General features: G+C 71.6%; 25 protein-coding genes and 1 pseudogene. 18 read left to right on the top strand and 8 right to left on the bottom strand.

Annotated elements, in window-relative coordinates:
* Window positions 1–364 precede the first annotated feature (364 nt).
* The 7 genes from CP978_RS06475 (at window position 365) to CP978_RS06445 (ending at window position 8,443) form a co-directional block, all read left to right on the top strand.
* The gene (locus tag CP978_RS06475; RefSeq protein WP_043438352.1) at window positions 365–2,308 is read left to right on the top strand and encodes a multicopper oxidase family protein; all 1,944 of its coding nucleotides are present in this window, start codon (window positions 365–367) and stop codon (window positions 2,306–2,308) included.
* Between the two features lie 254 nt (window positions 2,309–2,562).
* Window positions 2,563–3,276 carry a CBS domain-containing protein gene (locus tag CP978_RS06470; RefSeq protein WP_052454044.1) on the top strand — a complete coding sequence of 238 codons (714 nt, stop codon included), beginning with the start codon at window positions 2,563–2,565 and terminating at the stop codon, window positions 3,274–3,276.
* Between the two features lie 555 nt (window positions 3,277–3,831).
* Window positions 3,832–4,992: a 4Fe-4S dicluster domain-containing protein gene (locus CP978_RS06465; protein WP_043438350.1), complete on the top strand. Its 1,161-nt coding sequence runs from the start codon at window positions 3,832–3,834 to the stop codon at window positions 4,990–4,992.
* Complete coding sequence (locus CP978_RS06460; RefSeq protein ID WP_043438349.1) at window positions 4,989–5,465, top strand: cyclic nucleotide-binding domain-containing protein; 477 nt, start codon at window positions 4,989–4,991, stop codon at window positions 5,463–5,465. Before CP978_RS06465 ends, CP978_RS06460 begins: the two co-directional genes overlap by 4 nt.
* Window positions 5,462–6,268, top strand: coding sequence for an FAD/NAD(P)-binding protein (locus CP978_RS06455; protein ID WP_043438346.1), 807 nt, complete (start codon window positions 5,462–5,464; stop codon window positions 6,266–6,268). Before CP978_RS06460 ends, CP978_RS06455 begins: the two co-directional genes overlap by 4 nt.
* Window position 6,269: 1 nt before the next feature.
* Window positions 6,270–7,061, top strand: a complete 792-nt coding sequence (locus CP978_RS06450) for an NADH-quinone oxidoreductase subunit B family protein (protein WP_043438344.1) — start codon at window positions 6,270–6,272, stop codon at window positions 7,059–7,061.
* Entirely contained in the window at window positions 7,058–8,443 is a 1,386-nt protein-coding gene (locus CP978_RS06445) for a Ni/Fe hydrogenase subunit alpha (protein ID WP_043438343.1), read from the top strand. Before CP978_RS06450 ends, CP978_RS06445 begins: the two co-directional genes overlap by 4 nt.
* A gap of 75 nt (window positions 8,444–8,518) precedes the next feature.
* Here the strand turns inward: CP978_RS06445 and CP978_RS06440 are convergent, their stop codons facing one another.
* On the bottom strand, window positions 8,519–8,953 hold the full coding sequence (locus tag CP978_RS06440) for a hypothetical protein (protein ID WP_221500858.1): 435 nt from the start codon (window positions 8,951–8,953) through the stop codon (window positions 8,519–8,521).
* A 277-nt stretch (window positions 8,954–9,230) separates the two neighbouring features.
* Here CP978_RS06440 and CP978_RS06435 point away from each other — a divergent pair, with 277 nt between their 5' ends.
* Window positions 9,231–9,605 (top strand): VOC family protein, encoded by a 375-nt coding sequence (locus CP978_RS06435; RefSeq protein WP_043438342.1) that lies wholly within the window; start codon window positions 9,231–9,233, stop codon window positions 9,603–9,605.
* A 152-nt stretch (window positions 9,606–9,757) separates the two neighbouring features.
* Here CP978_RS06435 and CP978_RS06430 read toward each other — a convergent pair whose 3' ends face one another.
* Entirely contained in the window at window positions 9,758–10,321 is a 564-nt protein-coding gene (locus CP978_RS06430) for a DinB family protein (protein WP_043438341.1), read from the bottom strand.
* Window positions 10,322–10,566: 245 nt separating this feature from the next.
* On the opposite strand from CP978_RS06430, the gene CP978_RS06425 reads away from it, so the two are divergent.
* The 4 genes from CP978_RS06425 to CP978_RS06410 all read left to right on the top strand — a co-directional run bounded on the left by CP978_RS06425 (window position 10,567) and on the right by CP978_RS06410 (window position 14,322).
* Window positions 10,567–11,217 carry a PadR family transcriptional regulator gene (locus CP978_RS06425; RefSeq protein ID WP_079162495.1) on the top strand — a complete coding sequence of 217 codons (651 nt, stop codon included), beginning with the start codon at window positions 10,567–10,569 and terminating at the stop codon, window positions 11,215–11,217.
* A 221-nt stretch (window positions 11,218–11,438) separates the two neighbouring features.
* On the top strand, window positions 11,439–12,062 hold the full coding sequence (locus CP978_RS06420; RefSeq protein WP_052454043.1) for a Clp protease N-terminal domain-containing protein: 624 nt from the start codon (window positions 11,439–11,441) through the stop codon (window positions 12,060–12,062).
* 137 nt (window positions 12,063–12,199) lie between these two features.
* Window positions 12,200–13,195 (top strand): EamA family transporter, encoded by a 996-nt coding sequence (locus CP978_RS06415; protein WP_162484969.1) that lies wholly within the window; start codon window positions 12,200–12,202, stop codon window positions 13,193–13,195.
* Between the two features lie 173 nt (window positions 13,196–13,368).
* Window positions 13,369–14,322 (top strand): DMT family transporter, encoded by a 954-nt coding sequence (locus CP978_RS06410; RefSeq protein WP_043438336.1) that lies wholly within the window; start codon window positions 13,369–13,371, stop codon window positions 14,320–14,322.
* Window positions 14,323–14,391: 69 nt separating this feature from the next.
* On the opposite strand, the gene CP978_RS06405 is transcribed toward CP978_RS06410, so the two are convergent.
* Complete coding sequence (locus CP978_RS06405) at window positions 14,392–15,075, bottom strand: pyridoxamine 5'-phosphate oxidase family protein (protein WP_043438334.1); 684 nt, start codon at window positions 15,073–15,075, stop codon at window positions 14,392–14,394.
* A gap of 36 nt (window positions 15,076–15,111) precedes the next feature.
* On the opposite strand from CP978_RS06405, the gene CP978_RS06400 reads away from it, so the two are divergent.
* Entirely contained in the window at window positions 15,112–16,443 is a 1,332-nt protein-coding gene (locus CP978_RS06400; RefSeq protein WP_043438333.1) for an aminotransferase class I/II-fold pyridoxal phosphate-dependent enzyme, read from the top strand.
* Window positions 16,444–16,455: 12 nt separating this feature from the next.
* On the opposite strand, the gene CP978_RS06395 is transcribed toward CP978_RS06400, so the two are convergent.
* Complete coding sequence (locus CP978_RS06395) at window positions 16,456–17,487, bottom strand: DMT family transporter (protein ID WP_052454042.1); 1,032 nt, start codon at window positions 17,485–17,487, stop codon at window positions 16,456–16,458.
* Window positions 17,488–17,562: 75 nt separating this feature from the next.
* Here CP978_RS06395 and CP978_RS06390 point away from each other — a divergent pair, with 75 nt between their 5' ends.
* Complete coding sequence (locus tag CP978_RS06390; protein WP_043438332.1) at window positions 17,563–18,468, top strand: LysR family transcriptional regulator; 906 nt, start codon at window positions 17,563–17,565, stop codon at window positions 18,466–18,468.
* Between the two features lie 210 nt (window positions 18,469–18,678).
* Here the strand turns inward: CP978_RS06390 and CP978_RS06380 are convergent, their stop codons facing one another.
* From CP978_RS06380 to CP978_RS06370, 3 genes are all read right to left on the bottom strand, one after another.
* Window positions 18,679–19,146 carry a pyridoxamine 5'-phosphate oxidase family protein gene (locus CP978_RS06380; protein WP_043438329.1) on the bottom strand — a complete coding sequence of 156 codons (468 nt, stop codon included), beginning with the start codon at window positions 19,144–19,146 and terminating at the stop codon, window positions 18,679–18,681.
* A gap of 133 nt (window positions 19,147–19,279) precedes the next feature.
* Entirely contained in the window at window positions 19,280–19,774 is a 495-nt protein-coding gene (locus CP978_RS06375; RefSeq protein WP_043438326.1) for a Rieske (2Fe-2S) protein, read from the bottom strand.
* A gap of 313 nt (window positions 19,775–20,087) precedes the next feature.
* The gene (locus CP978_RS06370; RefSeq protein ID WP_043438325.1) at window positions 20,088–20,618 is read right to left on the bottom strand and encodes a GNAT family N-acetyltransferase; all 531 of its coding nucleotides are present in this window, start codon (window positions 20,616–20,618) and stop codon (window positions 20,088–20,090) included.
* Window positions 20,619–20,689: 71 nt separating this feature from the next.
* Between CP978_RS06370 and CP978_RS06365 the strand changes: the two genes are divergently transcribed.
* The gene (locus tag CP978_RS06365; protein WP_043438322.1) at window positions 20,690–21,268 is read left to right on the top strand and encodes a TetR/AcrR family transcriptional regulator; all 579 of its coding nucleotides are present in this window, start codon (window positions 20,690–20,692) and stop codon (window positions 21,266–21,268) included.
* Here the strand turns inward: CP978_RS06365 and CP978_RS06360 are convergent.
* Window positions 21,225–22,337: a PP2C family protein-serine/threonine phosphatase gene (locus CP978_RS06360; RefSeq protein WP_242647124.1), complete on the bottom strand. Its 1,113-nt coding sequence runs from the start codon at window positions 22,335–22,337 to the stop codon at window positions 21,225–21,227. The two genes, CP978_RS06365 and CP978_RS06360, sit on opposite strands and share 44 nt — an antisense overlap.
* A gap of 355 nt (window positions 22,338–22,692) precedes the next feature.
* Here CP978_RS06360 and CP978_RS35570 point away from each other — a divergent pair.
* From CP978_RS35570 to CP978_RS06340, 3 genes and pseudogenes are all read left to right on the top strand, one after another.
* Window positions 22,693–22,803: pseudogene (locus CP978_RS35570) on the top strand (IS630 family transposase); the annotation flags it as partial.
* A gap of 189 nt (window positions 22,804–22,992) precedes the next feature.
* Window positions 22,993–23,766: a HipA family kinase gene (locus CP978_RS06345; protein WP_043438320.1), complete on the top strand. Its 774-nt coding sequence runs from the start codon at window positions 22,993–22,995 to the stop codon at window positions 23,764–23,766.
* Window positions 23,763–24,146 carry a DUF3037 domain-containing protein gene (locus CP978_RS06340; RefSeq protein ID WP_043438318.1) on the top strand — a complete coding sequence of 128 codons (384 nt, stop codon included), beginning with the start codon at window positions 23,763–23,765 and terminating at the stop codon, window positions 24,144–24,146. Before CP978_RS06345 ends, CP978_RS06340 begins: the two co-directional genes overlap by 4 nt.
* Window positions 24,147–24,345: the final 199 nt, after the last annotated feature.

Genomic DNA, 24,345 nt, shown 5'->3' with positions numbered 1-24,345 from the left:
TCCGTATCCCGCCTCCCACTCTCCCAGAGGGGGACATCTCCGGCGATTCCATGGGATCTCGGCTGGACCTCACCTGGACCTCATCGGGTTCGGCTCGTCAGAGGCGCAGCCATCACTCCTTCGCGGGAACGCGGGTGCGCCGTTCGATGCTCCGTTCCCTCGCGGGGCCCGGCCCGCGGGCCGCCCCGTCCGCGGCGGGTCACGGCCGGTCCGGAACGTACCGGGAGGACCCGGCCGGGGTTTCGGGAGCGCCCTGCACGACCGTCGGGCCGATGGGATCGTTGCCGAAAGCCGGCAGCTCGCCGCGTGCACCACCGGTGCCGCGCATGTCCCCACTGCTCCCGTTCGAGGTGTGGAGAAGCCCATGGTCAGCAGGCGACGTGTCCTTCAGGCGGGTGTCGCGGGCGGCACGTGCTTGCTGCTCGCCCCCGGCAAGGCGGCGGCGCGGCCCGCGTCGGTGGAGGCGGACACCCTCGATCCGTCGACGGTGGAGAAGTACGTGGCTGAGCTGGTGATCCCGCCGGTCATGCCCCCGGACAGCCGGACCGGCGGCGAGGACCGCTACACCATCGGCGTCCGGCAGTTCCGGCAGCAGATACTCCCGCCGGGCAGACCGGCCACCACGGTCTGGGGATACGGCGCGACCGGGGCCCCGGAGACCTTCCATTTCCCGGCCCGCACCATCGAGGCCCGGCACGGACGAACCGTCCGGGTCCGATGGGTCAATCAGCTGGTCGACCCGAACGGCGGATACCTCCCGCATCTGCTGCCCGTCGACCCCACCCTCCACTGGGCGAACCCCGGGGGCGGAGTGAGCGGGCGGGACTCGCACCCCGACTTCGACTCGACTCCCGGACCGTACCGGGGCCCGGTGCCCATCGTGACCCATCTGCACGGGGGAGAGAACGAGGAGGAGAGCGACGGTTACGCCGAGGCCTGGTACCTCCCCGACGCGCGCGACATCCCGCAGGGCTACGCGCGCCAGGGATCCTTCTACGACGTGTACGCGGAGAAGTCCCGGGCGCTCCACGGAGTTCCCTGGGGACCGGCGGACGCCGTCTTCCACTACGCCAACCGCGGCAGGGCCGGCACGCTGTGGTTCCACGACCATGTCCTGGGCATCACCCGGCTGAACGTGTACGCGGGACTGGCGGGCTTCTATCTGCTGCGCGGTGGACCCGTGGATCTCGAGGAGGGCGTGCTGCCCGGACCCGCGCCCAGGCTCGGCGACCCACCCGGCACCCGCCACCACGAGATACCGGTGGTCGTCCAGGACCGCTCGTTCCGCACCGACGGAAGCCTGTTCTATACGCCCAGCCGGGCCCTCTTCGACCAGTTCGAGGGCCCTTACATCCCCGGCAGCGACATCGCGCCGATCTGGAATCCGGAGTACTTCGGCACCACCATGGTCACCAACGGCAGGACATGGCCGGTACTGACGGTGGAGCCGCGCCGCTACCGGTTCCGCTTCCTCAACGGCTGCAACGCGCGCACTCTGATCCTGAAGATCGTCAGGGATCCCCTCGCGCACCGACCCGCGCCGGCGGCGCTCGATCTGTGGCAGCTGGGGAGCGACGGAGGCTTTCTGCCCGCGCCCGTGCAGCGCGACGAACTGCTGCTCGCACCGGCCGAACGCGCCGATGTGGTCGTCGACTTCACCTCACTCCCCGTGGGCACCGAGCTGTATCTGATCAATGAGGGACCGGATGTGCCCTATCCCGGCGGGGTGGCCGGGAAGGACTTCACCCCGGCGGACGCGCGGACCACCGGGCAGGTCATGAAGTTCACCGTCGGCCCCCTCACCGCGCCGGACACCTCCACGGCACCCGCCCGGCTCACCCTCCCGCCGCTGGAACCGCTGGGCGCGGCCGGACTCACCCGGCGGCTCTCGCTGAACGAACTCTCCTCGGATCGTCTGCCGGGCGTCGGCCCCCGGGTGGTGCTGCTCGGCACCTTCGACGCCCGGGACAGACCTAAGCCTCTGAGATGGGACGACCCCATCACGGAGAACCCGACGCTCGGGGCGACGGAGATCTGGGAGATCCACAATTTGACGAACGACGCCCATCCGATCCATGTCCATGAGCTCCAGTTCCAGGTCGTCGACCGGCAGCCGCTCCCGGCGGGCAGCCGCCGGCCCCCGGAGGCGGGGGAGCGCGGCTTCAAGGACACGGTGATCGCCCCGCCCCACGCGATCACCCGTATCAAGCTGCGATTCGGGCGGGCGGGCCGGTTCATGTGGCACTGCCACATGCTGGAACACGAGGACAACGAAATGATGCGGCCCTTCCTCGTCGGTCCGGCCTGACCGCGAGCCGACGGCCGGGACCTTCGGCCCCCGTCCCCGGGACTGACCGGCTCCAGCAAGCCGGCAGCCGGCGCGGTGCACTGGGGGAGTGGGCAACCGCTGCCGCGGTCCGGCGGCTACGGCAGCGGCCGTACCGGTGATCGCCCCCGGAGCCCTGGAGTCCCGGAGCCCTGGAGTCCCGGAGCCCCGGAGGACCGGACACGCTTCCGGGGCGCCGGTACCGGTGCGGAGCGCGCACGGAAGGAGAGCGGACCATGCAGCACCGGACCATCGTCGAAGTCATGACGCATCCCGTCGTCACGGCACGCCCCGACTCGACCTTCAAGGAGATCGCCCAGTTGCTCAGCGACAACGACGTCACGGCGGTCCCCGTCGTCGACGGCGAGGGACGTCCCGTCGGTGTCGTGTCCGAGGCGGACCTGCTCGCCAAGGCGGCGAGCCTGCCCGACCCCGAGGGACGGCCGATGGGGCGCCGGCTCGGTCGGGACGATCTGGCACGTGCCGGGGCCGAGACCGCGGCGGCGATGATGACCGCACCCGTGGTCACCGCGCGGCCCGGCTGGAACGTCGCCGAGACCGCTCGGACCATGTACCGCAGCAAGGTGAAGCGGCTCCCCGTGGTCGACGACGGCGGCAGGCTCGTGGGCATCGTCAGCCGGAGCGATCTGCTGCGGCCCTTCCTGCGCAGCGACGGAGCCATCACCGACGAGATCTACCACGATGTGCTGCGCGAGACCCTGGGCATACCGTCGGGCAGCGTACGCGTCGAGGTGCGCGAGGGCGTGGTGACGCTGACCGGCCGGGTCGAAGGGCGGACGGTCATCCCGGTGCTCGAGCGTCTGTGCCGGTCCGTCGACGGCGTGGTCGCCGTTCATCAGTCGATCGGCTACACCTACGACGCCGAGGAGTCCGCAGACGAGGCGTCCGGGCTGCGCGGAGCTCCTGGCGGATCCGCGCCCCGCCGGTGAGGTGACGTACCGCGGGCGTGTCGGGTGCACCGGGGGTGCGGGCCGTCCGGGTGAGCTCGGGTGCGGGCCCGGCCGACCGGTGGGGTACGCCTCCGGGCGCCGACGGCCGCCGGGTCGATGTGTCGATGTACTGACCCGGGCCCTGGAACCGGGTGGCACCTCCGTCCGCCCGGTGCCATGGTCCGGCGGACTGCGGGCACGATGCCGGGCGGATCCCGGTGGTGGCCGAGGCGGTACGGCCGTCGGCGGACCGCATCGGGGCGGCAGCAGTGCGTCGGCGTCCTACTCTCCAAGTGGCCTGCTCTCCGGGTGACCCGAACGTGCCGGTGAGCAGGTACCTGTGTGGCCGGACCCGGGCGGGGGGCGCGCGGGACACGCCGGACCGGCGTCGGACGGCACGGCGCCCACACCTGACACCCTGTCAGGAGCCGATGCGGGGACTGTGGTGCGTGCGCGGCGCGATCCCGGCATGATCCTGCCCGTCGCCCGGACAGCTCCCGGACCCACGGCCGCGATGGGCCATCGGCCCGGAGGGCCAGGAGCGAGGGAACGAGGATGACCGACCCGGACGCCGTCCTCGACCGAGGCGGTCTCGACGCGCTGGTGCGGGTCCTGAAACGGCGCGGTCGTACCGTGATCGGCCCCACGCTACGGGACCGTGCCATCGTGCTGGCCGAGTTGGACTCCGCCGACGAACTGCCGTACGGCTGGGGGGTCGAGGCGGAGGCGGGGCGGTACCGGGTCCGCCGGAGGCAGGACGAGGCCGCCTTCGCGCACAGTGCGGGCCCGCAGTCCTGGAAGTCGTTCCTGCACCCCCGAAGGGTCCGCCAGTGGACCGCCGACCGTGACGCCGACGGCGGGATGACCGTGCGCGAGGAAGAGCCCGCCGGTGTCTCGTACGCGTTCCTCGGGGTGAGGCCCTGCGACCTGCGGGCCGTGCGGATCCTGGACCGGGTGACGACCGGCGGCCGGTACCGGGACCCCGCCTATGACGCACGCCGCTCGGGGGCCTTTCTGATCGCCGCCGAGTGCACCGAGCCGGGAGCCACCTGCTTCTGCGTCTCCATGGGCTCGGGACCGGCCGTGGACGCCGGATACGACCTCGCGCTCACCGAGGTGGTGGACCGTGACGGCCATCGCTTTCTCTGCCGCAGCGGCAGCGAGGAGGGCGCCGCCGTGCTCGCGGAACTGCCGCGCCGCGGCGCCGACGACGCCACGCGCACCGCGGCGGCCGGGGCCGTGAGCCGGGCCGCCGAGCGGATGGGCCGGTCCATGCCACCGGTCGACCTGCGCGCCCTGATGCGGGACACCCTGGAGGCCGACCGCTGGGACGATGTCACCTCCCGCTGCCTGAGCTGCGGCAACTGCACCATGGTCTGCCCCACCTGCTTCTGCACCACCACCGAGGACATCACCGACCTGACCGGCGACCACGCCGAGCGCTGGCGCCGCTGGGACTCCTGCTACGACCTGGACTTCACCCTGCTGCACGGCGGCCCGGTCCGTGCCACCCCCCGCAGCCGCTACCGGCAGTGGCTCACCCACAAGATCGGCACCTGGCACGACCAGTTCGGCAGTTCCGGGTGTGTCGGCTGTGGTCGCTGCATCGTCTGGTGCCCCACCGGCATCGACCTCACCGAGGAGGCTCACGCCCTGCACCGGGAGGCCACGGAGAAGGCGCAGCGGGACGCCGGGGAGAGGGGGACCGCGCGATGAGGTCGCAGCAGGGCGCGGATCCCGGGGCCGGCCTGCTCGCCGCGCTGTCGCCGGAGCACCGGGACCGGCTCCTCGGCCTAGCACGGGAGGTCACCCACCCGGGGGACACCCGGCTGTTCGAGGAGGGCGAGCCGGCCGACCGCTTCTGGATCGTCCGTACCGGCGTGGTGGCGCTCGACATCCAGATCCCCGGCCGCGGACGTGCGGTCGTCGAGACGATCGGTGCGGGCGGTCTCCTCGGCTGGTCCTGGCTGTGCCCGCCGCGTCAGTGGCATCTCGGGGCCGAGACCAGGAGCCCCGTGGTGGCCTGGGAGTTCGATGCCGAGGAGGTGCGCCGGACGTGCGCCGCGGACCCGGGGTTCGGTCTGGCGCTGGTCACCCTGGTCGCCGAGACGATCGGGCACCGGCTGCGTGCCACCCGCACCCGGCTGCTCGACCTCTACGGTCCTCTGGGGAGCGCACCGAGGCCATGACGACCGTCCCCGTCCCCCATCGCCTCGTCGGCCGTCACCGTGAGACGGCCGACACGGTGACCCTCCGTCTGGAGCCGGTGGGGGAGCCCCTGAGCCCTTTCGCACCGGGCCAGTTCGCCATGATGTACGCCTTCGGCGTCGGTGAGATCCCGGTCTCGGCCTCCCGCACGGCCCCGGACGGGCGGCTCGCGCACACGGTCCGCGCGGTCGGCGCCGTGTCCCGGGCGCTGTGCGAGCTGTCGACGGGGGCCTCGGTCGGACTGCGCGGCCCCTTCGGCACCGACTGGGGCCTGACCGCTGCCCGGGGACACGATCTGCTCGTCATCGCCGGGGGCATCGGCCTCGCCCCGCTGCGCCCCCTGATCCATGCCGTCCTCGCCGAGCCCGGCGCCTATGGGAGGCTGAACGTCCTCATCGGGGCCCGCACCCCCGACGATCTGCTCTACCGGGACGAACTCCCCTCCTGGAGAAGGCCGTTCGGCGCCGTCACGGTCGACCGGCCCACCGGCGGCTGGACCGGCCGGGTCGGAGTCGTCACCACCCTGCTGGACGAGGCCCACTGCGCCCCGGAGCGGACCACCGCCTTCGTCTGCGGCCCCGAGGTCATGATCCGGGCCACGGCCCGCGAGCTGATTCACCGCGGGGTGCGCGCCGATCGGATCCGGGTCTCCCTGGAACGCACCATGCGCTGCGGCACCGGTCACTGCGGTCACTGCCAGCTCGGCCCGCTGCTGCTCTGCCGGGACGGCCCCGTCGTCGGTCATGACCTGGCCGGTCCGCTGCTCGCCGTACGGGAGTTGTGAGATGAGCGATCCCACCCCGCCGCCGGAGCACGCCCGTCCGCGACTCGGCGTGTTCAAGTTCGCGTCGTGCGACGGCTGTCAGCTCACCCTGCTCGACTGCGAGGACGAACTGCTGGGCATCGCCGAGGAACTGGAGATCGCCCACTTCCTGGAGGCCTCCGGCGACATCGGTTCCGGTCCCTTCGATCTGTCGCTCGTCGAGGGGTCGGTCTCCACCCCCGAGCATCTGGAGCGCGTCCGGCGTATCCGTGACGCGTCCCGGCATCTCGTCACCATCGGTGCCTGCGCCACGGCCGGAGGCGTCCAGGCCCTGCGGAACCACGCCGGAACGACGGAGTATCTGGAGAAGGTCTACGCCCGCCCCGACTACATCGCGACCCTCGCCTGCTCCACCCCGATCTCCGCCCATGTGCCGGTCGATTTCGAGCTGCGCGGCTGCCCCATCGACCGCGGCCAGCTCCTCGAGGTCGTCACCGCCTTCCTCATCGGCCGCAAGCCCGGCATCCCCGACCACAGCGTCTGCTTCTCCTGCAAACAGCGTGACAATGTGTGCGTCCTGGTCGCCCATGGCACGCCCTGCCTCGGACCCGTCACCCACGCCGGGTGCGGAGCCCTGTGCCCCACCTACGGTCGCGGCTGCTACGGCTGCTTCGGACCCGCCGCCACCACCAATCTGCCCGCCCTGATCCCCGTCCTGCGCCATGACGGGATGCACGACGACGCCATCGGCAGATTTCTGCACACCTTCAATGTCACCGCCTTCGCCGCGCTGGAGGAGGAAGAGGGGCCATGACCGAGCCCGCCGCCGGATCCCGGGTGCTGCGCATCCCCGCACTCGCCCGCGTCGAGGGCGAGGCGGCCCTGTATCTGCGGGTCCACGACGGCACCGTCACCGAGGCCCGGTTGAGGATCTATGAGCCTCCTCGGTTCTTCGAGGCCTTTCTGTGCGGCCGCGCCCACACCGAGGCGCCCGATCTCACCTCGCGGGTCTGCGGGATCTGCCCGGTCGCCTACCAGCTGAGCGCCTGCCGGGCCGTCGAGGACGCCTGTGGAACCGTGGTCGACGGCCGACTCGCGGCGCTGCGGCGCCTGTTGTACTGCGGCGAGTGGATCGAGAGCCAGACCCTGCACATCTATCTGCTGCACGCCCCCGACTTCCTCGGTCATGACGGCGCGATCAGCATGGCCCGCACCCACCGGAGCCAGGTCGAGCGCGGGCTGCGGCTCAAACAAGCCGGCAACGCCATCATGGAACTGCTCGGCGGACGCGCCATCCACCCCGTCAACGTCCGCCTCGGCGGCTTCCACCGGGTGCCCGCCCCCGCCGAGCTCCGGCCCCTCGAGCAACGGCTGCGGATCGCTCTGGACGACGCGTGGGAGACCGTGCGCTGGGTCGCCGGCTTCGACTTCCCCGACGCCGAGTGCACCGCCGACCTGCTGGCGCTGGCCGAACCCGGCACCTATGCCATCGAGTCGGGCGTGCCCACCGTTCTCCCGGAGGCCGGCTCCCTGCCCCCGTACACCTTCCCGGTCCAGGACTTCTCCGGCCATGTCACCGAGGAACAGGTCCCCCACTCCACCGCCCTCCGTGCACGGCTGGACGGCCGCCGGCACCTCACCGGCTCCCTCGCCCGCTACGCCGTCAGCGGCCATCAGCTCTCCCCGACCGCCTTGCAGGCCGCACACGAGGCCGGGCTGGGCGCCCCGCCGGTCCCCGGCGCGGACGGCACGATGCGGGGCGAGGTCTGCAGAAACCCCTACCGCAGCATCGTCGTACGGGCGGTCGAGGTGCTCTACGCGGTGGAGGAGGCCCTCCGGATCATCGACGCCTATGAGCCTCCGGAACGCCCGTACACGGAGGTGTCGCCCCGGGCGGCCGTGGGGCACGGGGCCACCGAGGCGCCACGGGGCCTGCTCTACCACCGCTATGCGTTCGACGACGAGGGGCGCATCACCGAGGCCTGCCTCGTCCCGCCGACCGCGCAGAACCAGGGGGCGATCGAGGAGGACCTGCGCCGCCTGACCCAGGCCGCCCTGGACCGGGGGCGGCCATCCGACGCCGACCTCATCCACCTGTGCGAGCGCGCGATCCGCAACCACGACCCGTGCATCTCCTGCGCGGCCCACTTCCTGGACCTGACCATCGAGAACCACCCGTGGGCGAGCCGGCCGTAGCCGGTCCTCCCACCGAGCGCCTCCCGGAAGGCCCGTGCTCAGCGGCCCGGGACAGGCCGCCGAGCCGCTGCGGAGTCACTCTTTCGGGCCCGCGGGGTCGGTGGCCCCGGCCCGCGCGGCGGCTGCCGCCTCCAGCAGGGACCAGCCGTCGATCTCCACCGCCCGACTCCCCTCCGGCTGCCACCCGCGGGTCGACGCCGCGTCGAGCAGGGCGCGGACGGCGCCGGGTTCATGCAGGTTCAGGGAGGCACCCCGGCTGTACCCCACGTCTCCGGAGCCCAGGGGAGCCCCGCCCGGGACGTACCGGCCCGGGCCCTCGGTGAAGGCGATGCGCAGAGGTCCGACAGCGCCGGCCGGCTGCGGGTACAGGGTGAGGGTCTCGCAGCATGACTGGCCGCCGTTCGCCACGCTGTGGCTGTGACGGAGCGTCCACAGGTACACGCGCCCGTCGGCAGTGAGCCGACGGGGCTTCTTCGGATGGCGGGGCACGGAGCCGAGGGTACGCGGCATGCTCCACAAGTCCCTGGCGATTGTTCCGTCTCACGAGACGTGGCAGCTTCCAAGCTCAGCCCACGAGCCGCACGTTGTCGTGGTCAGTCGGATCAACTAAGGTCACCCGACGTGAACACCGGACCGGCACTACGCCACACACGGATTGGCCACCCGGTGGTGGGCTGATCGCGCAGCGGGTGCGGAGAAGGCACCCCCTCAGTTCGGCACGCGGACCTCCCGCTGCTCGTGCACCGCGAGTCCGCTTTTCGTGCCGAACAATACTGAGGTCAGCCGAATGACAGTCACGTTCAACCACACCATCATCGCTTCCAAGGACCGCCATGAGTCGGCCCGCTTCTTCCGAGAGCTGTTGGAAGTGCCGGAAGCGCCTTCCTGGGGGCCGTTCACCAACATTCAGCTCCCCGACGGTGTGCTGCTGCAGTTCGCCGAGCCGCCGGTGGAGATCCAGATGCAGCACTACGCGTTCCTGATCGACGACGAGCTGTTCGACCGGGCGTACCGGCGGCTCTGCGACCAGGGCATCGAGCACTGGGCCGACCCCCAGATGCGACGCCCGGGTGAGACCAACAACGAGCACGGCGGTCGAGGCGTGTACTTCAAGGACCCCGCCGGCCATGCGATCGAGTTGATCACCCGCCCGTACCTGTAGGGGGCGGAGCCTGGTCGGGCACCCGAGACGCGGCGCCCGACCAGGCGTTCGGAGTCACAAGCGACGGACACGTGGTTCGTCGAGCCGGCCCTGGCCTTCAGGCCCCCCGATGGCCGGCCAGTTTCCGAAGCTCGATCGACGGTTACCGAAAGTCAGATTCGGCGCGGTACGGCTCCGTCCTGCCAGCGGTAGAGGTCGCGCAGCAGGGAAATCTCGGCGCCGTGATGGATCAGCTCCCTGTTGACGTGCAGGACCCTGTTCTCCATGGGATACCGCTCGGGACCCACCGTGGGCGGATTGTCCAGGTCAGCGTCCGAGAGCTTGCGGACCCCCGCGTTCCATCTCCCATACATCTCATCGAGCTGTTTCAGCGCCTCGTCAGCGGTCCCCGCGTAGGCGAATGTCTGGGAGTCGCCGTCCTGGCCGCCGAAGTACCATCCGACCCGATAGCCCAGGCACGAGACGATGATGTGCGCCAGCCGCCAGGCGATCGTGGTCACCGGTGCCGGCACCGGGGCAGGGGACGCGGAGTCCATCGTCCATTCCCCCGAGCCTTCCAGCGTCGGTGCTGCCGACGTGCCACGTGGGCGGATGCTCCAGCAGCCGCGCACCGGCTCCCAGAAGTACTCCTCGTCGGTAAGACCGTCCAGCCGTGGCCGCAGGTTCTTGCGCCAGTACCAGTCCAACTGCTCCGCGAGCCGCTCGCTTCTTGTCATTGCCGCACAGTACAGACCCGTCGAGCAGAGTGATCCCCACCGTCTGCGGTCATCCTCCACTGTCACAGAACCCGCAGGCAGTCATCCCTGACTGGCACAGAAGCCAATCGATCGGCCTTCGCCGGCAATCGATCAACACCCACTGACACAGGTCAACGGACCCAGAGCAGAGGGTTGCCATGCCGAGGATGCCGATATATCGTTGAGGTATCGCGACAGATCAACGATGGAATGGAGTGATCCAGATGCGGTCCCATGGAGAGGACTACGGACAGGACTACGGATTCGAGCGACGGCATGGCCGGCACGGTGACGCCGGTCGGCATGTCCGGGGTGGCTTCGAGAGTCGGCGTGCGGCCTTCGGGCCCTTCGGGCCGGGCGGCGGGCCGGGTGGGCCGGGCTTCTTCGGTCCGGGTGGCCCGTGGGGCGGGCGTGGCCGGGGCGGACCGAGGGGAAGGGCGCGGCGCGGCGACGTACGCGCGTCGATCCTGGCTCTCCTCAAGGACCGGCCGATGCACGGCTACGAGATGATCCAGGAGATCGCCGAGCGCAGCGGCGGGGCCTGGAAGCCCAGCCCGGGCTCGGTGTACCCGACCCTCCAGCTGCTGGAGGACGAGGGGCTGATCGTCAGTGAGAGCGAGGGAGGCAAGAAGCTCTTCGCGCTCACCGAGGCGGGCCGCACCGCGGCCGACGAAGGTCCCGACGCGCCCTGGGAGGCGGCCTCGCAGGGCGTCGACTGGGAAGCCCTGCATGAGATCCGGCAGGCCGGTTTCGGTCTGATGGAGGCGTTCGGGCAGGTCTGGAAGACCGGTGACAAGGACCAGCGTGACAAGGCCCTGGCGGTCATCAACGAGGCCCGCAAGAAGCTGTATCTGATCCTCGCCGACGAGGACTGACGGCGGTGTGGCGGTATCCGCCGCCGGACGGCGCCCCGCGGAATCGCCGCGGGGCGCCGACGTGTCCGTGCGCCCCCACCGCCTGGGCGAGGCCGGGTGCCGAATAAAGGGCGTCGGGACAGGTGATCTCCGGGAAAAATCGGCGTGACCTCATCCCTGAGGAGGAGAACCTCTTGAAGATGCCCACCCTGTGACGGATGTGAAGATGCCCCCCGCCGGGGATGACCATGGCGTCCGGGACTGATGAGGTGGAGGGCGTGTCACCCCGTCAGTCACCGCAGCCGGCCGCCGAGCGCGGCACGCACCGCACGGACCCCGACGCCAGGCTCACCGCCGAGCTGGCCGCGGTGGTCTCGGGTGCGCGCAGAAGGGCGATGCGGGACGGGGACCGCCAGATCGACACGGCCCATCTGCTGCACTCCCTGCTGGAGTCCGACCCCGAGGTCCGCGCCCTCTTCGAGGGCCCCCAGGTCGCACGGCTGCTCGGCTATCTCGTCCAGCGCGCCATCGGCTACGGCCTGCGCTGGCAGGGCACCGTCGAGGACTCCGGTGCCGTACCCGTGCTGAACGAGCCCGAGGGCTGGTCGCCCGCGGCGGCGAGCGCTCTGGACGCGGCGTGCGGGCGTGCGCTGCGGCGCGGCGAGCCCCGTGCCCGCGGTCTCGACCTGCTCACCGCGATCGTCGAGGACCCCGAGTCGCGGGCCGTCGAGGTTCTGGGCCGGGCGGGTGTCGACGCGGGGGCGCTGGGAGCGCGGATCGAGACGGGGGCTACGGCGCGGGAGTACGCCGACGGGTGCGCGGGTGGGGGGACACCGGCCGCGGAGCCGGCCACCGGATCTGCCTGATTCCGGCGGTACGTCGACAGCCGGCCTACGGGCGTCCGGGATCCGGATTCTGCCGTGGGTGGCCGGGTCCAGCTGCTGAGACAGGTGCATTCAGGGGTGACGCTCATGTTGCCGCCTGTCATCATGTGCCGGTGCATATGTCTCAGGGCAGTCAGGGTGAGCGGGGCAGAGGCGTCGGCCTCGGGCTCGCCCTTGTGTCGGCGGTCGCCTTCGGTGGATCGGGGGTCGCGGCCAAACCGCTGATCCAGGCGGGTCTTGACCCCCTCCATGTGGTGTGGCTGCGGGCCACCGGCGCCGCACTGGTGATGCTTCCGCTCGCCGTGCGGCACCGCGGGCTGGTGCGCAGCCGACCGGCACTGCTCGCCGGGTTCGGACTGCTCGGGGTGGCCGGCGTCCAGGCCTGCTACTTCGCCGCGCTCTCCCGCATACCCGTCGGCGTCGCCCTGCTGATCGAATACCTCGCGCCCGCACTGGTGCTCGGCTGGGTGCGGTTTGTACAGCGGCGCCCCGTGACGCGCGCCGCGGCGGTCGGGGTGGTGCTCGCGGTCGGCGGACTCGCCTGTGTGGTGGAGGTCTGGTCGGGGCTGAGCTTCGACGTCCTGGGGCTGCTGCTCGCGCTCGGCGCCGCCTGCTGCCAGGTGGGCTACTTCGTCCTGGCCGACCAGGGCAGCGAGGCGGGCGACCGGGCCCCTGACCCGCTCGGTGTCATCGCCTACGGCCTGCTCGTCGGGGCCGCGCTGCTGACCGTGGTGGCCCGCCCCTGGACCCTGGACTGGTCCGTCCTCGGGGGCAGCGCGGCGATGAACGGCACCTCCGTGCCGGCCGTCGCCCTGCTGGCCTGGGTGGTGCTGATCGCCACGGTGCTCGCCTATGTCACCGGGGTGCTGTCGGTGCGCCGGCTCTCGCCGCAGGTGGCGGGCGTGGTGGCCTGTCTCGAAGCGGTCATCGCGACCGTCCTTGCCTGGGTGCTGCTCGGCGAGCACCTCTCGATGCCGCAGCTCATCGGTGGCGCGGTCGTCCTGCTGGGCGCGTTCACGGCCCAGTCCTCGGCGCCGGCGAAGACCTCCGCGGAGCCGGTGGCGGCGGGCGACGGCACCGGCAGGGAGTTGTCCTCCCGCAGCGCGTCGGCCTAGAGTTCCGATCATGCATACGCACGCGCTCGTCCTTCCGCCCCCGGCCGCCTGAGGCGGGCCCTCCGGAAACACCCGGCTGTCCGCCGGGTGGACGGTGCTGCCCGCAGACGCAGTCCCTGGATCCCGTCGCCATGGGGTCTTCCCGAACATCTGTGCATCTGCGGAGTCAACTCGTGTCGAATGCTGCCCCCTTGGGCCTGCCCGTCGGGCGGGGCCTTGTCTATCTGATCGTCGCCGGTGTCGCCTGGGGCACTGCGGGAGCCGCCGCCTCCCTGGTCTACCGGACCAGCGACATGGGCCCGGTCGCCCTCTCCTTCTGGCGCTGCGCCACCGGACTCGTCCTGCTGGTCGCCGTCCGTCTGCTGCGCCCGCGTGCCAGGGCCGCGGTGTCCCTGCCGCTCCGGCCGAGGGCGCTGCGGGCCGGTGCCACCGGTGCTGCGCTCGCCGTCTTCCAGACCGCCTACTTCGCGGCCGTCTCCGCCACCGGACTTGCGGTGGCCACCGTGGTCACCCTCGGTGCCGGTCCCGTGCTCATCGCGCTGGGCGCCCGCCTCACCCTGGGGGAGCGGCTCGGCCGCGGCGGGGTGTGCGCCGTCGTCGGGGCGCTCGCCGGGCTCGCGGTGCTCGTCCTGGGCAGCGGCGGTGCGACCGTGCGTCCCTGGGGTGTGCTGCTCGCGGTGCTGTCGGCGTCCGGCTACTCGGCCATGACGCTGCTCACCCGGTGGTGGGGTCGGGACGGCGGCGTCGACATGTCCGGTACGACCGTGTCGGCCTTCGCGGTCACCAGCCTGTGCCTGCTGCCCTTCGCCCTGGCCGAGGGGCTGGTGCCGCACTCCGCGGAGCCGGTCAGGCTCGCCTGGCTGCTGGTGTATGTCGCGGCGGTTCCCACGGCCCTGGCCTATGCCCTCTACTTCGCGGGCGCGGCCGTCGTACGGTCCGCCACCGTCTCCGTGATCATGCTCCTCGAACCGGTCAGCGCGGCGGTGCTCGCGGTGGCCCTGCTCGGTGAGCGGCTCACGGCGGCGACCCTCCTCGGTACCGCGCTGATGCTCGGCTCGGTCGCGGGGCTCGCCCTGGCGGAGGCGCGCGGGGCGCGGCTGCCGGGGGAGGAACCCCTGCCCGCCTGACCGTGTGACGCGGGACCCGCCGAAGGGCCCCGCCGCCGGGCCCCGCGTCACACTCCGGCGCCTTCGGCGTCACCGGGTCGTCAGGTAGTCCGGTAGTGGGGTGGCGGGGGGCAGTCGGGGGTCGGTCAGGGGGGTGCCGTGAGCGGTGCGGACCGGGATCACTCCGGCCCAGTGGGGGAGGGAGAGGTCCTCGGGCTCGTCGTTCACCCCGCCGGCGCGCATCTTGGCGGAGACCTCCTCCAGATCGAGGCGGATCACGGAGGTGGCGGCCAGCTCCTTGGCGTTGGCGGGCCGGCAGTCACGGGAGCGGCCCGGCACCACCTGGTCCACCAGGGCGTCGAGCGCCGTCCGTCGTTCCTCGGGGTCGGTGACCTGCCGGGCGATGCCGTGCACCACCACGGAACGGTAGTTCATCGAATGGTGGAAGGCCGACCGGGCCAGCACCAGACCGTCCACATGGGTCACCGTCAGACAGACCGCGAGCCCCGGGTCCGCCCTGCCGGTCATCAGCAGCGGACGCGAGCCCGTGGAGCCGTGTACGTAGAGCCGCTCGCCGACCCGTGCGTACAGCGTGGGCAGCACGACCGGCGCACCGTCGCGGACGAAGCCGAGATGGCAGACGGAACCCTCGTCGAGTATCGCGTGGACCACCTCCCTGTCGTACGAGGCCTGCGTGGCGGAGCGCGTGGGAGTGGTGCGGTCGGTGGGGGTGTAGGAGGTGGTGGCCGGTGACCCCGGCGGGCTGCCCTGCATCTGCGCTCCTGATTGCACTAGTGCATAATGTGATTTGTGCTAGGAGAATATCGGATCGAAGGGCGTGGCGCAGCGGAGATCGCGGCGAGCGTCGAGCGCGCGGTGGGCGACGGACGGCTGGAGCCGGGCCGACTGCTCCCTCCCATGCGGGTGTTGGCCGCCGAGTTGGGGGTGAACCCCAATACGGTCGCCGCCGCGTACCGCGTGCTGCGTGACCGCGGGGTGATCGAGACCGCCGGGCGCCGGGGCAGCCGGGTGCGGTCCGCGCCGGCCACGACGGAGCGGGACAGCATCCGGGTGGAGGTCCCGGAAGGGGTGCGGGACGTGTCGAGCGGCAACCCGGACCGGGCGCTGCTGCCCCCGCTCGCACCGGCGCTCGCGGCGGCCGCCGCGCAGGGGAACGGTGAGCCGGTGCTGTACGGGGCGATTCCCGTGGACCCCGAACTGGAGCGCCGCGCGCGGGCCGCCCTGGACGCCGACGGGGTGCCCGACGGTCCGCTCGCGGTGGCCTCAGGGTCCCTCGACGCGATCGAACGCGTGCTCACCGCCCGTCTCAAACCCGGGGACACCGTCGCGGTCGAGGACCCCGGCTGGAGCCGCACCCTCGACCTCGTCCCGGCGCTCGGGCTGCGCACGGCTCCGGTCGGCGTCGACGACGAGGGGCCGCTCACCGAAGACCTGCGCACCGCTCTGGAGGCGGGCGCGCGCGCCCTGATCGTCACGGACCGGGCGCAGAACCCGACCGGCGCAGCGGTGAGCGCCCCGCGCGCGCGTGCCCTGCGGTCCGTGCTGAAGGCGTACCCGGAGACCCTGCTGATCGAGGACGACCACGGCCACGGGATCGTCGACCTTCCCCTCCACCCCCTCGCCGGGATCACCCGGCACTGGGCCTTCGTGCGCTCGGTCGCCAAGGCGTACGGGCCCGATCTGCGGATCGCCGTGCTCACCGGGGATCCCGTCACCCTCGACCGGTTCCGCGGACGCCAGCGGCTGGGACCCGGCTGGACCAGCCTGCTGCTCCAGCGGACCGTGGCGCGGTTGTGGGCGGACGGCGCGGTGGACACCCGGGCGGTGGCGGCGGCGTACGGGGAACGCCGTGCCGCGCTGATCGACGCCCTTGCGCGCCGCGGGGTCCCGGCCCAGGGGCGCAGCGGGATGAACGTATGGGTCCCGGTGCCGGACGAGACGGGCGCGGTGGCGCGCCTGCTGCACGCCGGGTGGGCGGTGGCGCCGGGCGCCCGCTTCCGGTTGAGTGCGCAGCCCGGCATCAGGATCACCGTCTCGGCGCTGACCGCGGAGGACACCGAAGCCCTGGCCGCCGCCGTCGCAGCCGCTCTGCGCCCGGGCCCGGCCCGCAGTTACGTCTAGTGCTGTGACCCATCAGGTGGTGTCGGGCGCGGCCTGCTCCCCGGATCCGGCCCCCGGTCCGGTCGCCCGGGCCCCGGAAGCGGGCTTCGGCCTGGACTGTGTCAGCGCCGCGCCCGCCAGTACGATCACCGCGCCGACCGGGGTCGACCAGCTCAGCGACTCGTCGAGGATCGCCACGCCCGCCGCGGTGGCGATGACCGGGATGAAGTAGGTGACCATCTGCGCCGTGGTCGGGCCGACCTCCGCGACCAGGCCGTACTGGACCAGCACCGCGAACCCGGTGCCCAGTGCGCCCAGGGCCACGACCGCCAGCAGCGGGACCAGCGGGAAGCGGCTCGGCATGCTGGTGAACAGCGGCGTGATCAGAGCCAGTTGGACGGTCGCCAGCAGCAGCTGCGCGCCGGTCAGCGACAGATGGGAGTGGCTGGAGCCGGCCAGGGTGCGGCGGACATAGATCCAGCCGACCGGATAGCTGAGCGAGGCGAGCAGTGCCATCGCGGTGCCCGTCAGATCCAGTCCGTCGAAGCCCTGCCAGGCTCCGAGCACCGTCAGCACCCCCAGGAAGCCGATGCCGAGCCCCGCGAACCGGCGGCGCGTCGGCCGGTCCTCGGAGAGCGCGACCAGCGACAGCACCATGCCCCACAGGGGCGAGGTGGCGTTGCAGATGCCCGCGAGCGTGGACGGGATGGTCAGCTCCGAGTAGGCGAAGAGCGAGAACGGCAGCGCGTTGAGCAGAAAGGCCGCGACCGCGAGGTGGCCCCAGGTGCGGGCCCCGCGCGGCAGCCGCTCGCGCTTGACCGCCATGGCGGCCGCGAGTACCGCCGTACCGAACACCAGCCGGCCGAGCGTGACCTGGAACGGGGCGTACGCGTCGGTGCCGACCTTGATGAACAGAAAGCTGAAACCCCAGATCAGCGAGAGGGCGCCGAAGCGGATCCGCCAGTCGAGGGCGGCCGGACGGCGCGGTGTGCCGGGGGTGTCAGCGTCGGTGGTGCTGGTGCTGGTGCTGTCGGTGGTGCCTTGTCGGCCGGTGACGGTGGTCATGGGGTAAACGATGACGTACCACAATCTCGTAGCACAATCGAGAATTCAACCGGGGTATCTCGTAGTATCGCTTACATGTTGAATCTGGAGCGCCTGCGCACCCTGGACGCCCTCGCCCGGCACGGCTCGGTCAGCGGCGCGGCCGAGGGGCTGCACGTCACGACCTCGGCGGTCTCCCAGCAGATGGCGAAGCTGGAACGGGAGGTGGGCCAGCAGCTCCTGGCCCGGAACGGACGAGGGGTGCGGCTCACCGACGCGGGCCGGCTGCTCGCCGATCACGCGGCACGCATCCTGTCCCAGGTCGAGCTCGCCCAGGCCGATCTGGAGGCGCAGCGCGGGCAGGTGGCCGGCGAGCTTCGTCTGTCGGCCTTCCCGACGGCCGCGCGCGGACTGTTCCCGACCGCGCTGGCCGCGCTGCGGACCGAACATCCCGCGTTGCGGCTGCGCTCGTGCGAGCTGGAGCCCGAGGCCGGGGTCGCCGGGGTGGTGCGGGGGGACCTCGATCTCGCGGTCGTCCTCGACTGGTACAACAAGCCGATGCCGTTGCCCGAGGGACTGGTGAAGGCGGCGGTGCTCGACGATCCGGCGGATGTGGCGATGCCCGTCGGGCACCGGCTCGCGGACCGTGCGGAGGTGGACCTCGGGGAGTTCACCGACGACGAGTGGATCACCTGGGGCGAGGGCGAGTTCTGTCATGAGTGGCTGATGTTCACCCTGCGCTCCCTGGGCGTCGAACCGTGCGTCGGCCATCGTGCCGGAGAGACCCACACCCAGCTCGCGCTGGTCGCCGCCGGGCTCGGGGTGTGCATCGCGCCGCTGCTCGGGCGCGACCCGGTGCCGGACGGTGTGGTGACCGTGCCCCTGCGGCAGGGGGTGCGACGGCATGTCTTCGTGGTGTGGCGGGCCGACGCCGACCGCCGCCCGTCGATCAGGGCGGCGGTCAAGGCGCTGCAGACGGCGGGGCGGACCGTGAGGCCCTAGGGCGTGTTTCGAAAGTGGCGTCGTTCGCCCGGAGGGCGGGCCCTGCGGCGTCTGGTGCGTGCGATCGCAAGGCGGAGGGTCGTCCTCGTGCTGGGTGTACGTGGGCGATCCCGACAACGCAGCGAGCGTGCGTGCCTGGGGGCACCCCCAGCGGTAGCTGGGGGAGCGTCGCGGAGCAGACGGCACTTTCGAAACACGCCCTAGGTCCACCTAGGACGTGCCCAGTTTGCGGAAGTCCCAGGAGACGACCTTCGTGGGGGTCAGCCGCAGCCAGGCGTGCCGGCCGTCGTGCGTCAGCTCCTCCAGGCCGGAGTACTTGCGTGCGAACAGGGTCTCGGGGACGTCCAGTTCGGCGCACAGGTCCCCGGTGCGGGGGATCTCACCCACGAACTCCACGGTGCCCGACAGTTCGGCCCCGCGCAGTTCCTCGTACTCCTCCCCGGCGTCGACGATGACCGCGACCCGTGGTTCACGGCGCAGCTCGGCCCAGCGCTTGCTGCGCACCACCGAGTACAGCCACAGCGAGACCCCGTCCCAGACGAACCACAGGGCGCTCACATGCGGGGCGCCCTCGGCCGACACGGTGGCCACCCGGCAGGTGCGCCGGGCGGTCAGGAAGTCGTCCAGCTCCCCGGTCGTCATCATGATCTTCCGGCCACGGCGCTGAGTGCCGGTCATGCGGTCCCCCTCATCTCTCTTGTCCACACCCCCCTCGTGCCCGGCTTCGGCCGTAACGGCCGAGACCGTGCGGCGAGACGCCGGGCTGCCCCGTCCGGCGCGCCGGACGGCGCGGTCCGGACGCGGCGCCGGGTCAGGTGAGCTTGATCGAGTCCCCGTCGACGGAGATCTTCGCGGCGGCCAGCGGCTGGGTCGCCGGGCCCTTCTGCACGCTGCCGTCGGTCGCGGAGAACTGGCTATCGTGGCACGGGCAGGTGATGAGGCCGTTCGCAACGTCCTTCACCGCACAGCCCTGGTGGGTGCACTTGGACGAGAACGCCTTGAAATGACCGGCGGTCGGCTGGGTCACCACCACGCCCTGGTCGGCGAAGACCTTGCCGCCGCCCTGCGGGATCTCGGAGGTCTTGGCCAGGACCGTGCCGTCGGAGCCGGCGGCGGCGTTCTCGCCCGCTCCGGCGCTCGCCGGGGCGCTGCTGTCCTCCTGCGGGGCGGACGAGTTCGACGACGAGCTGTTGGAGTCCGAGCCCGCACACGCGGTCAGCGCGACGGCGAGCCCCGTCGCGCCCACCGCCGCCACGACGGTGCGACGGGCCGGCGCGGGGACGGGCTGAAGCGGTTCGCTGGTCATGCTGACGTTCCCTTCCACGGTTCTTTCGTAGGTCTGGCTGCCTCGTTGGTCTGTACGGAGGTACGGCCCGGGGCCGATGGCCGTTCAGACGGCCTCGACATCCTGACCGGTTCGGGATGAGCTGCCCGGAAGGCGCGCACGGACCGCCCCCAATGGGCCCCGAACGCCCCAGCAGCCTGGGGCGATGCTCCGGGGCAGCCCCCGGTGACGCACACTGGAAGGTCTCCGTGCCGAGGGGGAACGCGGCGGTGCCGCACGCCTGGCGGGCGACGACGGCCTGTTGACAGAGGCGGCGGTTCGAGCTGTGTGCCGGTCAGCTGTCGCTGTTCACCGCGGTGGTGCGCAGATCGAGGGTCCAGTTCTGGCCGACGAGATCGTGGCCGAAGCTGTGGTGGCGTTCCTCGTCGGCGAGGGTGAAGCCGAAGCTCTGGTAGATCTTGCGCGCTGCCGTCAGGACGTCGTTGGTCCACAGCGTCACCTGTTCGTAGCCCACCTCGCGGGCGAAGGTCAGGCACTCCTCGACCAGGCGGGTCCCGAGGCGCAGGCCCCTTCCTTCCGGAGTGACGAGCAGGATCCGCAGCTTGGCCACCTTCGGCTGGTCGCCCGCGACGAGGAAGACGCAGCCCACGCGCCGGCCGTCGACTTCGGCGATCCAAGCCGCCTCGCGTGCCGGGTCGTGCCCGGTGCCGTAGTCGGCGACGATCCTGGCGACCAGGGCCTCGAAGTCGGTGTTCCAGCCGAACTGCCGGTCGTATGCCTCGCCGTGGGCCATCACCACCCATCCCAGGTCGCCGGGACGGTCGGCGCGACGTACGACGATGTGCTTCTGATCCTGCTGCGGCATGAGCTGCTCTCCTGGTCCCGCGATCGTTCCGCCCACATCACTGAAACAGGTGTTTCAGTTAGGCTAACCGTATGCCCCAGGAAGCGCCGACCCCCTCCGCCCGGCAGACCGAACTGCTGGAGGCCGCCTACCGGTACGCCCTCGCCCACGGCCTGGCCGACCTGTCACTGCGCCCGCTGGCCGAGGCGATCGGCTCCAGCCCGCGGGTCCTGCTCTACCTCTTCGGAAGCAAGGACGGCCTGCTGCAGGCACTGCTGGAGCGCGCCCGCAGCGAGGAACTGGCACTCCTGGACCGGGCCGGGCGCCCCGGTCGCCCCACCGGGCTGGCCCCGGCCGTCGAGCACGTCTGGACGTGGCTCGCCGCGAAAGAACACCGGCCGCTGCTGCGTCTGTGGGCCGAGGCGTACACGCGCTCCCTCGTCCAGTCCGACGGGGCCTGGGCCGGGTTCGCCCGAGCGACGGTGGAGGACTGGCTCGGTGTCCTGGCCGACTGCCAGCCACCGTCCGAGCGTGACAGCAGGGACGGCGCCGCCCGCCGCACCCTGGCCCTGGCCGTGCTACGAGGCGCACTGCTCGACCTCCTCGCCACGAACGACGAGCGGCGGCTCACCGAAGCCGTCGAGCACCAACTCGCCCTGCTGCAGGACTGAACAGGTTCGCCGGCCTGTCGCGGCGGAGGTTTCCGTGCCCCTGCTGGATCACCCCGGCAGGCCGCTCGATCGCGATCATCGCGGCGTCGTCATCCAGTCGGCCTCCCGCGTGGGCAAGCAGATCGGTGCGCAGCCGCTCCAGGAAGTCCTCCGGACGTTCCCCCTTCCACGCCGCGCGTTCGAGGAGCGGGTAGAACTCGCCCCGGGTGTTGCGGGCTTCGATCACACCGTCGGTGTACAGCAGGAGGAGGTCACCGGCCCCGAAGTCGAACGTGTCCACGTCATAACAGGGCGTGCCGATGTCCAGGCCCAGCGGGGGGCCCGGCAGACGGGGAGACAGCGCCGCGGCGGTGTGCCCAGGTCGCAGCAACAGCGGCGGTGGATGACCGCAATAGGCGATACGGGCGGCGGCGGGGTGGTCGGGGATCTCGAGGAGCACCGCAGTGATGAAGCACTCGTGCGCATGATGATCGGGGGCGGCAAGCTCCGCCTGCCTCCCACACACGCTGGTGTCCAAGTGGGCGGTCAGTTGTGCCAAGGTCATCGGCAGATGCGCGACCGCACGGAAGGCGCCCATCAGCAGCGCCGCATCGCCCACTGCCGCCAGGCCCTTGCCGCGGACGTCTCCCACGATCAGGCGCGTGCCGCGCTTGATCCGGGCCGCCGCGTACAGGTCGCCACCGATATGCATCTCGTTCTCCGCCGACAGGTACACCGCGGCCAGGTGCAGCGGCCCGATCCGCGGCGGCAACGGCTGCAACACCAGTTCCTGGGCGGTCTCACAGACCTGGCTCACGCGCCTGAGCTCCCGTGCACTGCGCTCCCGCCCGGCGGACATCACCGCGGCGAACCCCGAGACTCCGATCAACGCCAGCAACTGCGCCACGCGGTCGGCGGAGGACAGATCCCGTTGCAGCATCGCGATGGCCACCTGGCACATCAACGCCAGCACCCCGGTGAGCACGATCAGCCTCGGCCCCAGCCGGACCGCGGCCAGGGCCGGCGCAATGACCAGCAGTGGCCCGACGTGCGGATGCCCTGGAGTAGCCAGATGGACCGCGACAGTCACGACGATCAATGTGAGAGGGACCGCCAGCAGGCCGCGCGCCTCGCACCACGATCGGCAGCGCCGTGCGGAAAGCCTCCTGGAAGTCACCCTTTTGTACTACCACCGTCCACACCCCATCGCAGCTCAGCGGGAGTGTCGAAGCGACGGCGATGACGCGCGTTGCCTCGGTCAGGGCGGGTTGACGTGGTTTCAGGTGCACTGGTCCACCGCTGCCTGGTCGCTGTGCAGTGGCAGGCGTGGCGGGCATGGTGGACGAGCATTCCGGGTTCGACCTCGCGGGGCGAGGGCATACTGGAGGAAGGCGAGGAGCAGGTCGGCGTCCGTGTGAGCGGAAGTCTCCCAGGACACGACCCGGTGGGATGTGCACAAGGCCGCCGGGCTGCGGGAGTTCGCCGCGTTCCGGGACCGGCCGACCATTTACCATCTGCCGCTCTATGCGCTCGACCTCAACCCCGTGGGCGGGATCCGGGCAGTGGCATGCCTGTGCCTCGGTCCAACTGGGGGCTGGAGAGGGTGTTGTGACCTTGGCGCGGCGGCTCGGACACTCCTCGCCCGCGATCACCCTCGGTTACTATGCTCACTTCACGCCGGAGGCCGGCAGCAAGCGGTGGTCGGTCATGGATTGCAAGGTTGAAGAGATGGGTGGCCTGGGAAATTGCTGAAAGAGGTCACCGCGACCCGCTACATCACCCCCCTGCGTGAGGGCGGTTCGCTGCCGGGGCTCGTCGAGGCCGACGATCTCGGGACGTATGTCATGAAGTTCACCGGCGCCGGGCAGGGCCGCAAGACGCTCGTCGCCGAGGTGGTCTGCGGTGAGCTCGCCCGGCGGCTCGGTCTGCGGGTGCCGGGCCTGGTGACGATCGGCCTCGACCCGGTGCTGGGCCTCGGCGAGCCCGACCCGGAGGTGCAGGAACTGCTGAAGTCGAGCGGCGGACGCAACCTCGGCATGGGCTTCCTCGACCGTGCGATCGGCTTCGACCCGCTCGCCTTCGCGGTCGGCCCCGAGGAGGCCGGACGCGTCGTCTGGTTCGACGCGCTGGTGAACAACGTCGACCGCTCCTGGCGCAACCCCAATCTGCTGATGTGGCACGGCGAGCTGTGGCTCATCGACCACGGCGCCACCATGATCTGGCACCACAACTGGCCCGGCGTGGAGGCCTCGGCCGCCCGGCCCTACGACGCCTCCGACCATGCCCTGGCCCCCTTCGCCCCGGATGTGGCGGGCGCTGCCGCCGCGCTGGCGCCGCTGGTCACCGAGGACCTGCTGGCCGAGGTGACTGCCGGGATCCCGGACGAATGGCTGGCCGGCGAACCCGGTTTTGACTCACCGGACGCACTGCGCCGGGCGTATGCGCGGCCGCTGCTGGCCCGCGCCGCCGACATCCATGAACGCATCCGGGGCATCGCGGCCCACCAGGAGGACCGGTGAACGGGCGGGACGTCTTCGAGTACGCGCTGCTGCGAGTCGTACCCAGAGTCGAACGCGGCGAGTGCATCAACGCCGGCGTGTTGGTGTACTGCCGCGCCAAGTCCTTCGTCACCGCCCTCACCCATCTGGACGAGGGGCGACTGCTGGCGCTGGACCCGGAGGCGGACGTGGCCGGGGTGCGGGCCGCGCTCGGTGCCGTCGAGGGCGTGTGCGCGGGCGGCGCGGCGGCCGGGCAGGCCTCGGGCGACGACGCCGGGCGGCGCTTCCGCTGGCTGATCGCACCCCGCTCGACGGTGGTACAGCCCGGACCGGTGCACACCGGGCTGACCGCGGACCCGGCGGCCGAGGCGGAGCGGTTGCTCGACCTCCTGGTGAGATAGGGGACCACCTGCACCGGGTGGGCCGTTGACACCGGGTGCCAGGACTTCTAGCGTCACAACCGCAAGAAGGTACTAAGCGGTCGCTCACTGGTGGCGTACCGTGGGAGCCGCAGACCTCCAGGGCCTCTCCCGGGAGTTCCAGGAGTCCCGGGCGGTGCAGGGGTTCCGGCGGTCCGGTCGGTCTGTGTGTTCCAGGTGT

The organism is Streptomyces nodosus (genome assembly GCF_008704995.1).
GTDB classification, from domain to species: Bacteria; Actinomycetota; Actinomycetes; order Streptomycetales; family Streptomycetaceae; genus Streptomyces; species Streptomyces nodosus.
Note: the sequence above shows the minus strand (reverse complement) of the source record. Positions and strands in the feature narration are given on the sequence as shown.

What these genes read in the sequence shown, in the direction of transcription:
- CP978_RS06375 (WP_043438326.1), bottom strand. Translation starts at nt 19,774, where the DNA reads ATGACCAGCGAACCGCTTCAGCCCGTCCCCGCGCCGGCCCGTCGCACC.
- CP978_RS06440 (WP_221500858.1), bottom strand. Translation starts at nt 8,953, where the DNA reads ATGCCGCGTACCCTCGGCTCCGTGCCCCGCCATCCGAAGAAGCCCCGT.
- CP978_RS06445 (WP_043438343.1), top strand. Translation starts at nt 7,058, where the DNA reads ATGACCGAGCCCGCCGCCGGATCCCGGGTGCTGCGCATCCCCGCACTC.
- CP978_RS06455 (WP_043438346.1), top strand. Translation starts at nt 5,462, where the DNA reads ATGACGACCGTCCCCGTCCCCCATCGCCTCGTCGGCCGTCACCGTGAG.
- CP978_RS06425 (WP_079162495.1), top strand. Translation starts at nt 10,567, where the DNA reads ATGCGGTCCCATGGAGAGGACTACGGACAGGACTACGGATTCGAGCGA.
- CP978_RS06365 (WP_043438322.1), top strand. Translation starts at nt 20,690, where the DNA reads ATGCCCCAGGAAGCGCCGACCCCCTCCGCCCGGCAGACCGAACTGCTG.
- CP978_RS06470 (WP_052454044.1), top strand. Translation starts at nt 2,563, where the DNA reads ATGCAGCACCGGACCATCGTCGAAGTCATGACGCATCCCGTCGTCACG.
- CP978_RS06450 (WP_043438344.1), top strand. Translation starts at nt 6,270, where the DNA reads ATGAGCGATCCCACCCCGCCGCCGGAGCACGCCCGTCCGCGACTCGGC.
- CP978_RS06415 (WP_162484969.1), top strand. Translation starts at nt 12,200, where the DNA reads ATGTCTCAGGGCAGTCAGGGTGAGCGGGGCAGAGGCGTCGGCCTCGGG.
- CP978_RS06435 (WP_043438342.1), top strand. Translation starts at nt 9,231, where the DNA reads ATGACAGTCACGTTCAACCACACCATCATCGCTTCCAAGGACCGCCAT.
- CP978_RS06420 (WP_052454043.1), top strand. Translation starts at nt 11,439, where the DNA reads ATGACCATGGCGTCCGGGACTGATGAGGTGGAGGGCGTGTCACCCCGT.
- CP978_RS06370 (WP_043438325.1), bottom strand. Translation starts at nt 20,618, where the DNA reads ATGCCGCAGCAGGATCAGAAGCACATCGTCGTACGTCGCGCCGACCGT.
- CP978_RS06390 (WP_043438332.1), top strand. Translation starts at nt 17,563, where the DNA reads ATGTTGAATCTGGAGCGCCTGCGCACCCTGGACGCCCTCGCCCGGCAC.
- CP978_RS06380 (WP_043438329.1), bottom strand. Translation starts at nt 19,146, where the DNA reads ATGACCGGCACTCAGCGCCGTGGCCGGAAGATCATGATGACGACCGGG.
- CP978_RS06475 (WP_043438352.1), top strand. Translation starts at nt 365, where the DNA reads ATGGTCAGCAGGCGACGTGTCCTTCAGGCGGGTGTCGCGGGCGGCACG.
- CP978_RS06465 (WP_043438350.1), top strand. Translation starts at nt 3,832, where the DNA reads ATGACCGACCCGGACGCCGTCCTCGACCGAGGCGGTCTCGACGCGCTG.
- CP978_RS06430 (WP_043438341.1), bottom strand. Translation starts at nt 10,321, where the DNA reads ATGACAAGAAGCGAGCGGCTCGCGGAGCAGTTGGACTGGTACTGGCGC.
- CP978_RS06405 (WP_043438334.1), bottom strand. Translation starts at nt 15,075, where the DNA reads ATGCAGGGCAGCCCGCCGGGGTCACCGGCCACCACCTCCTACACCCCC.
- CP978_RS06460 (WP_043438349.1), top strand. Translation starts at nt 4,989, where the DNA reads ATGAGGTCGCAGCAGGGCGCGGATCCCGGGGCCGGCCTGCTCGCCGCG.
- CP978_RS06395 (WP_052454042.1), bottom strand. Translation starts at nt 17,487, where the DNA reads ATGACCACCGTCACCGGCCGACAAGGCACCACCGACAGCACCAGCACC.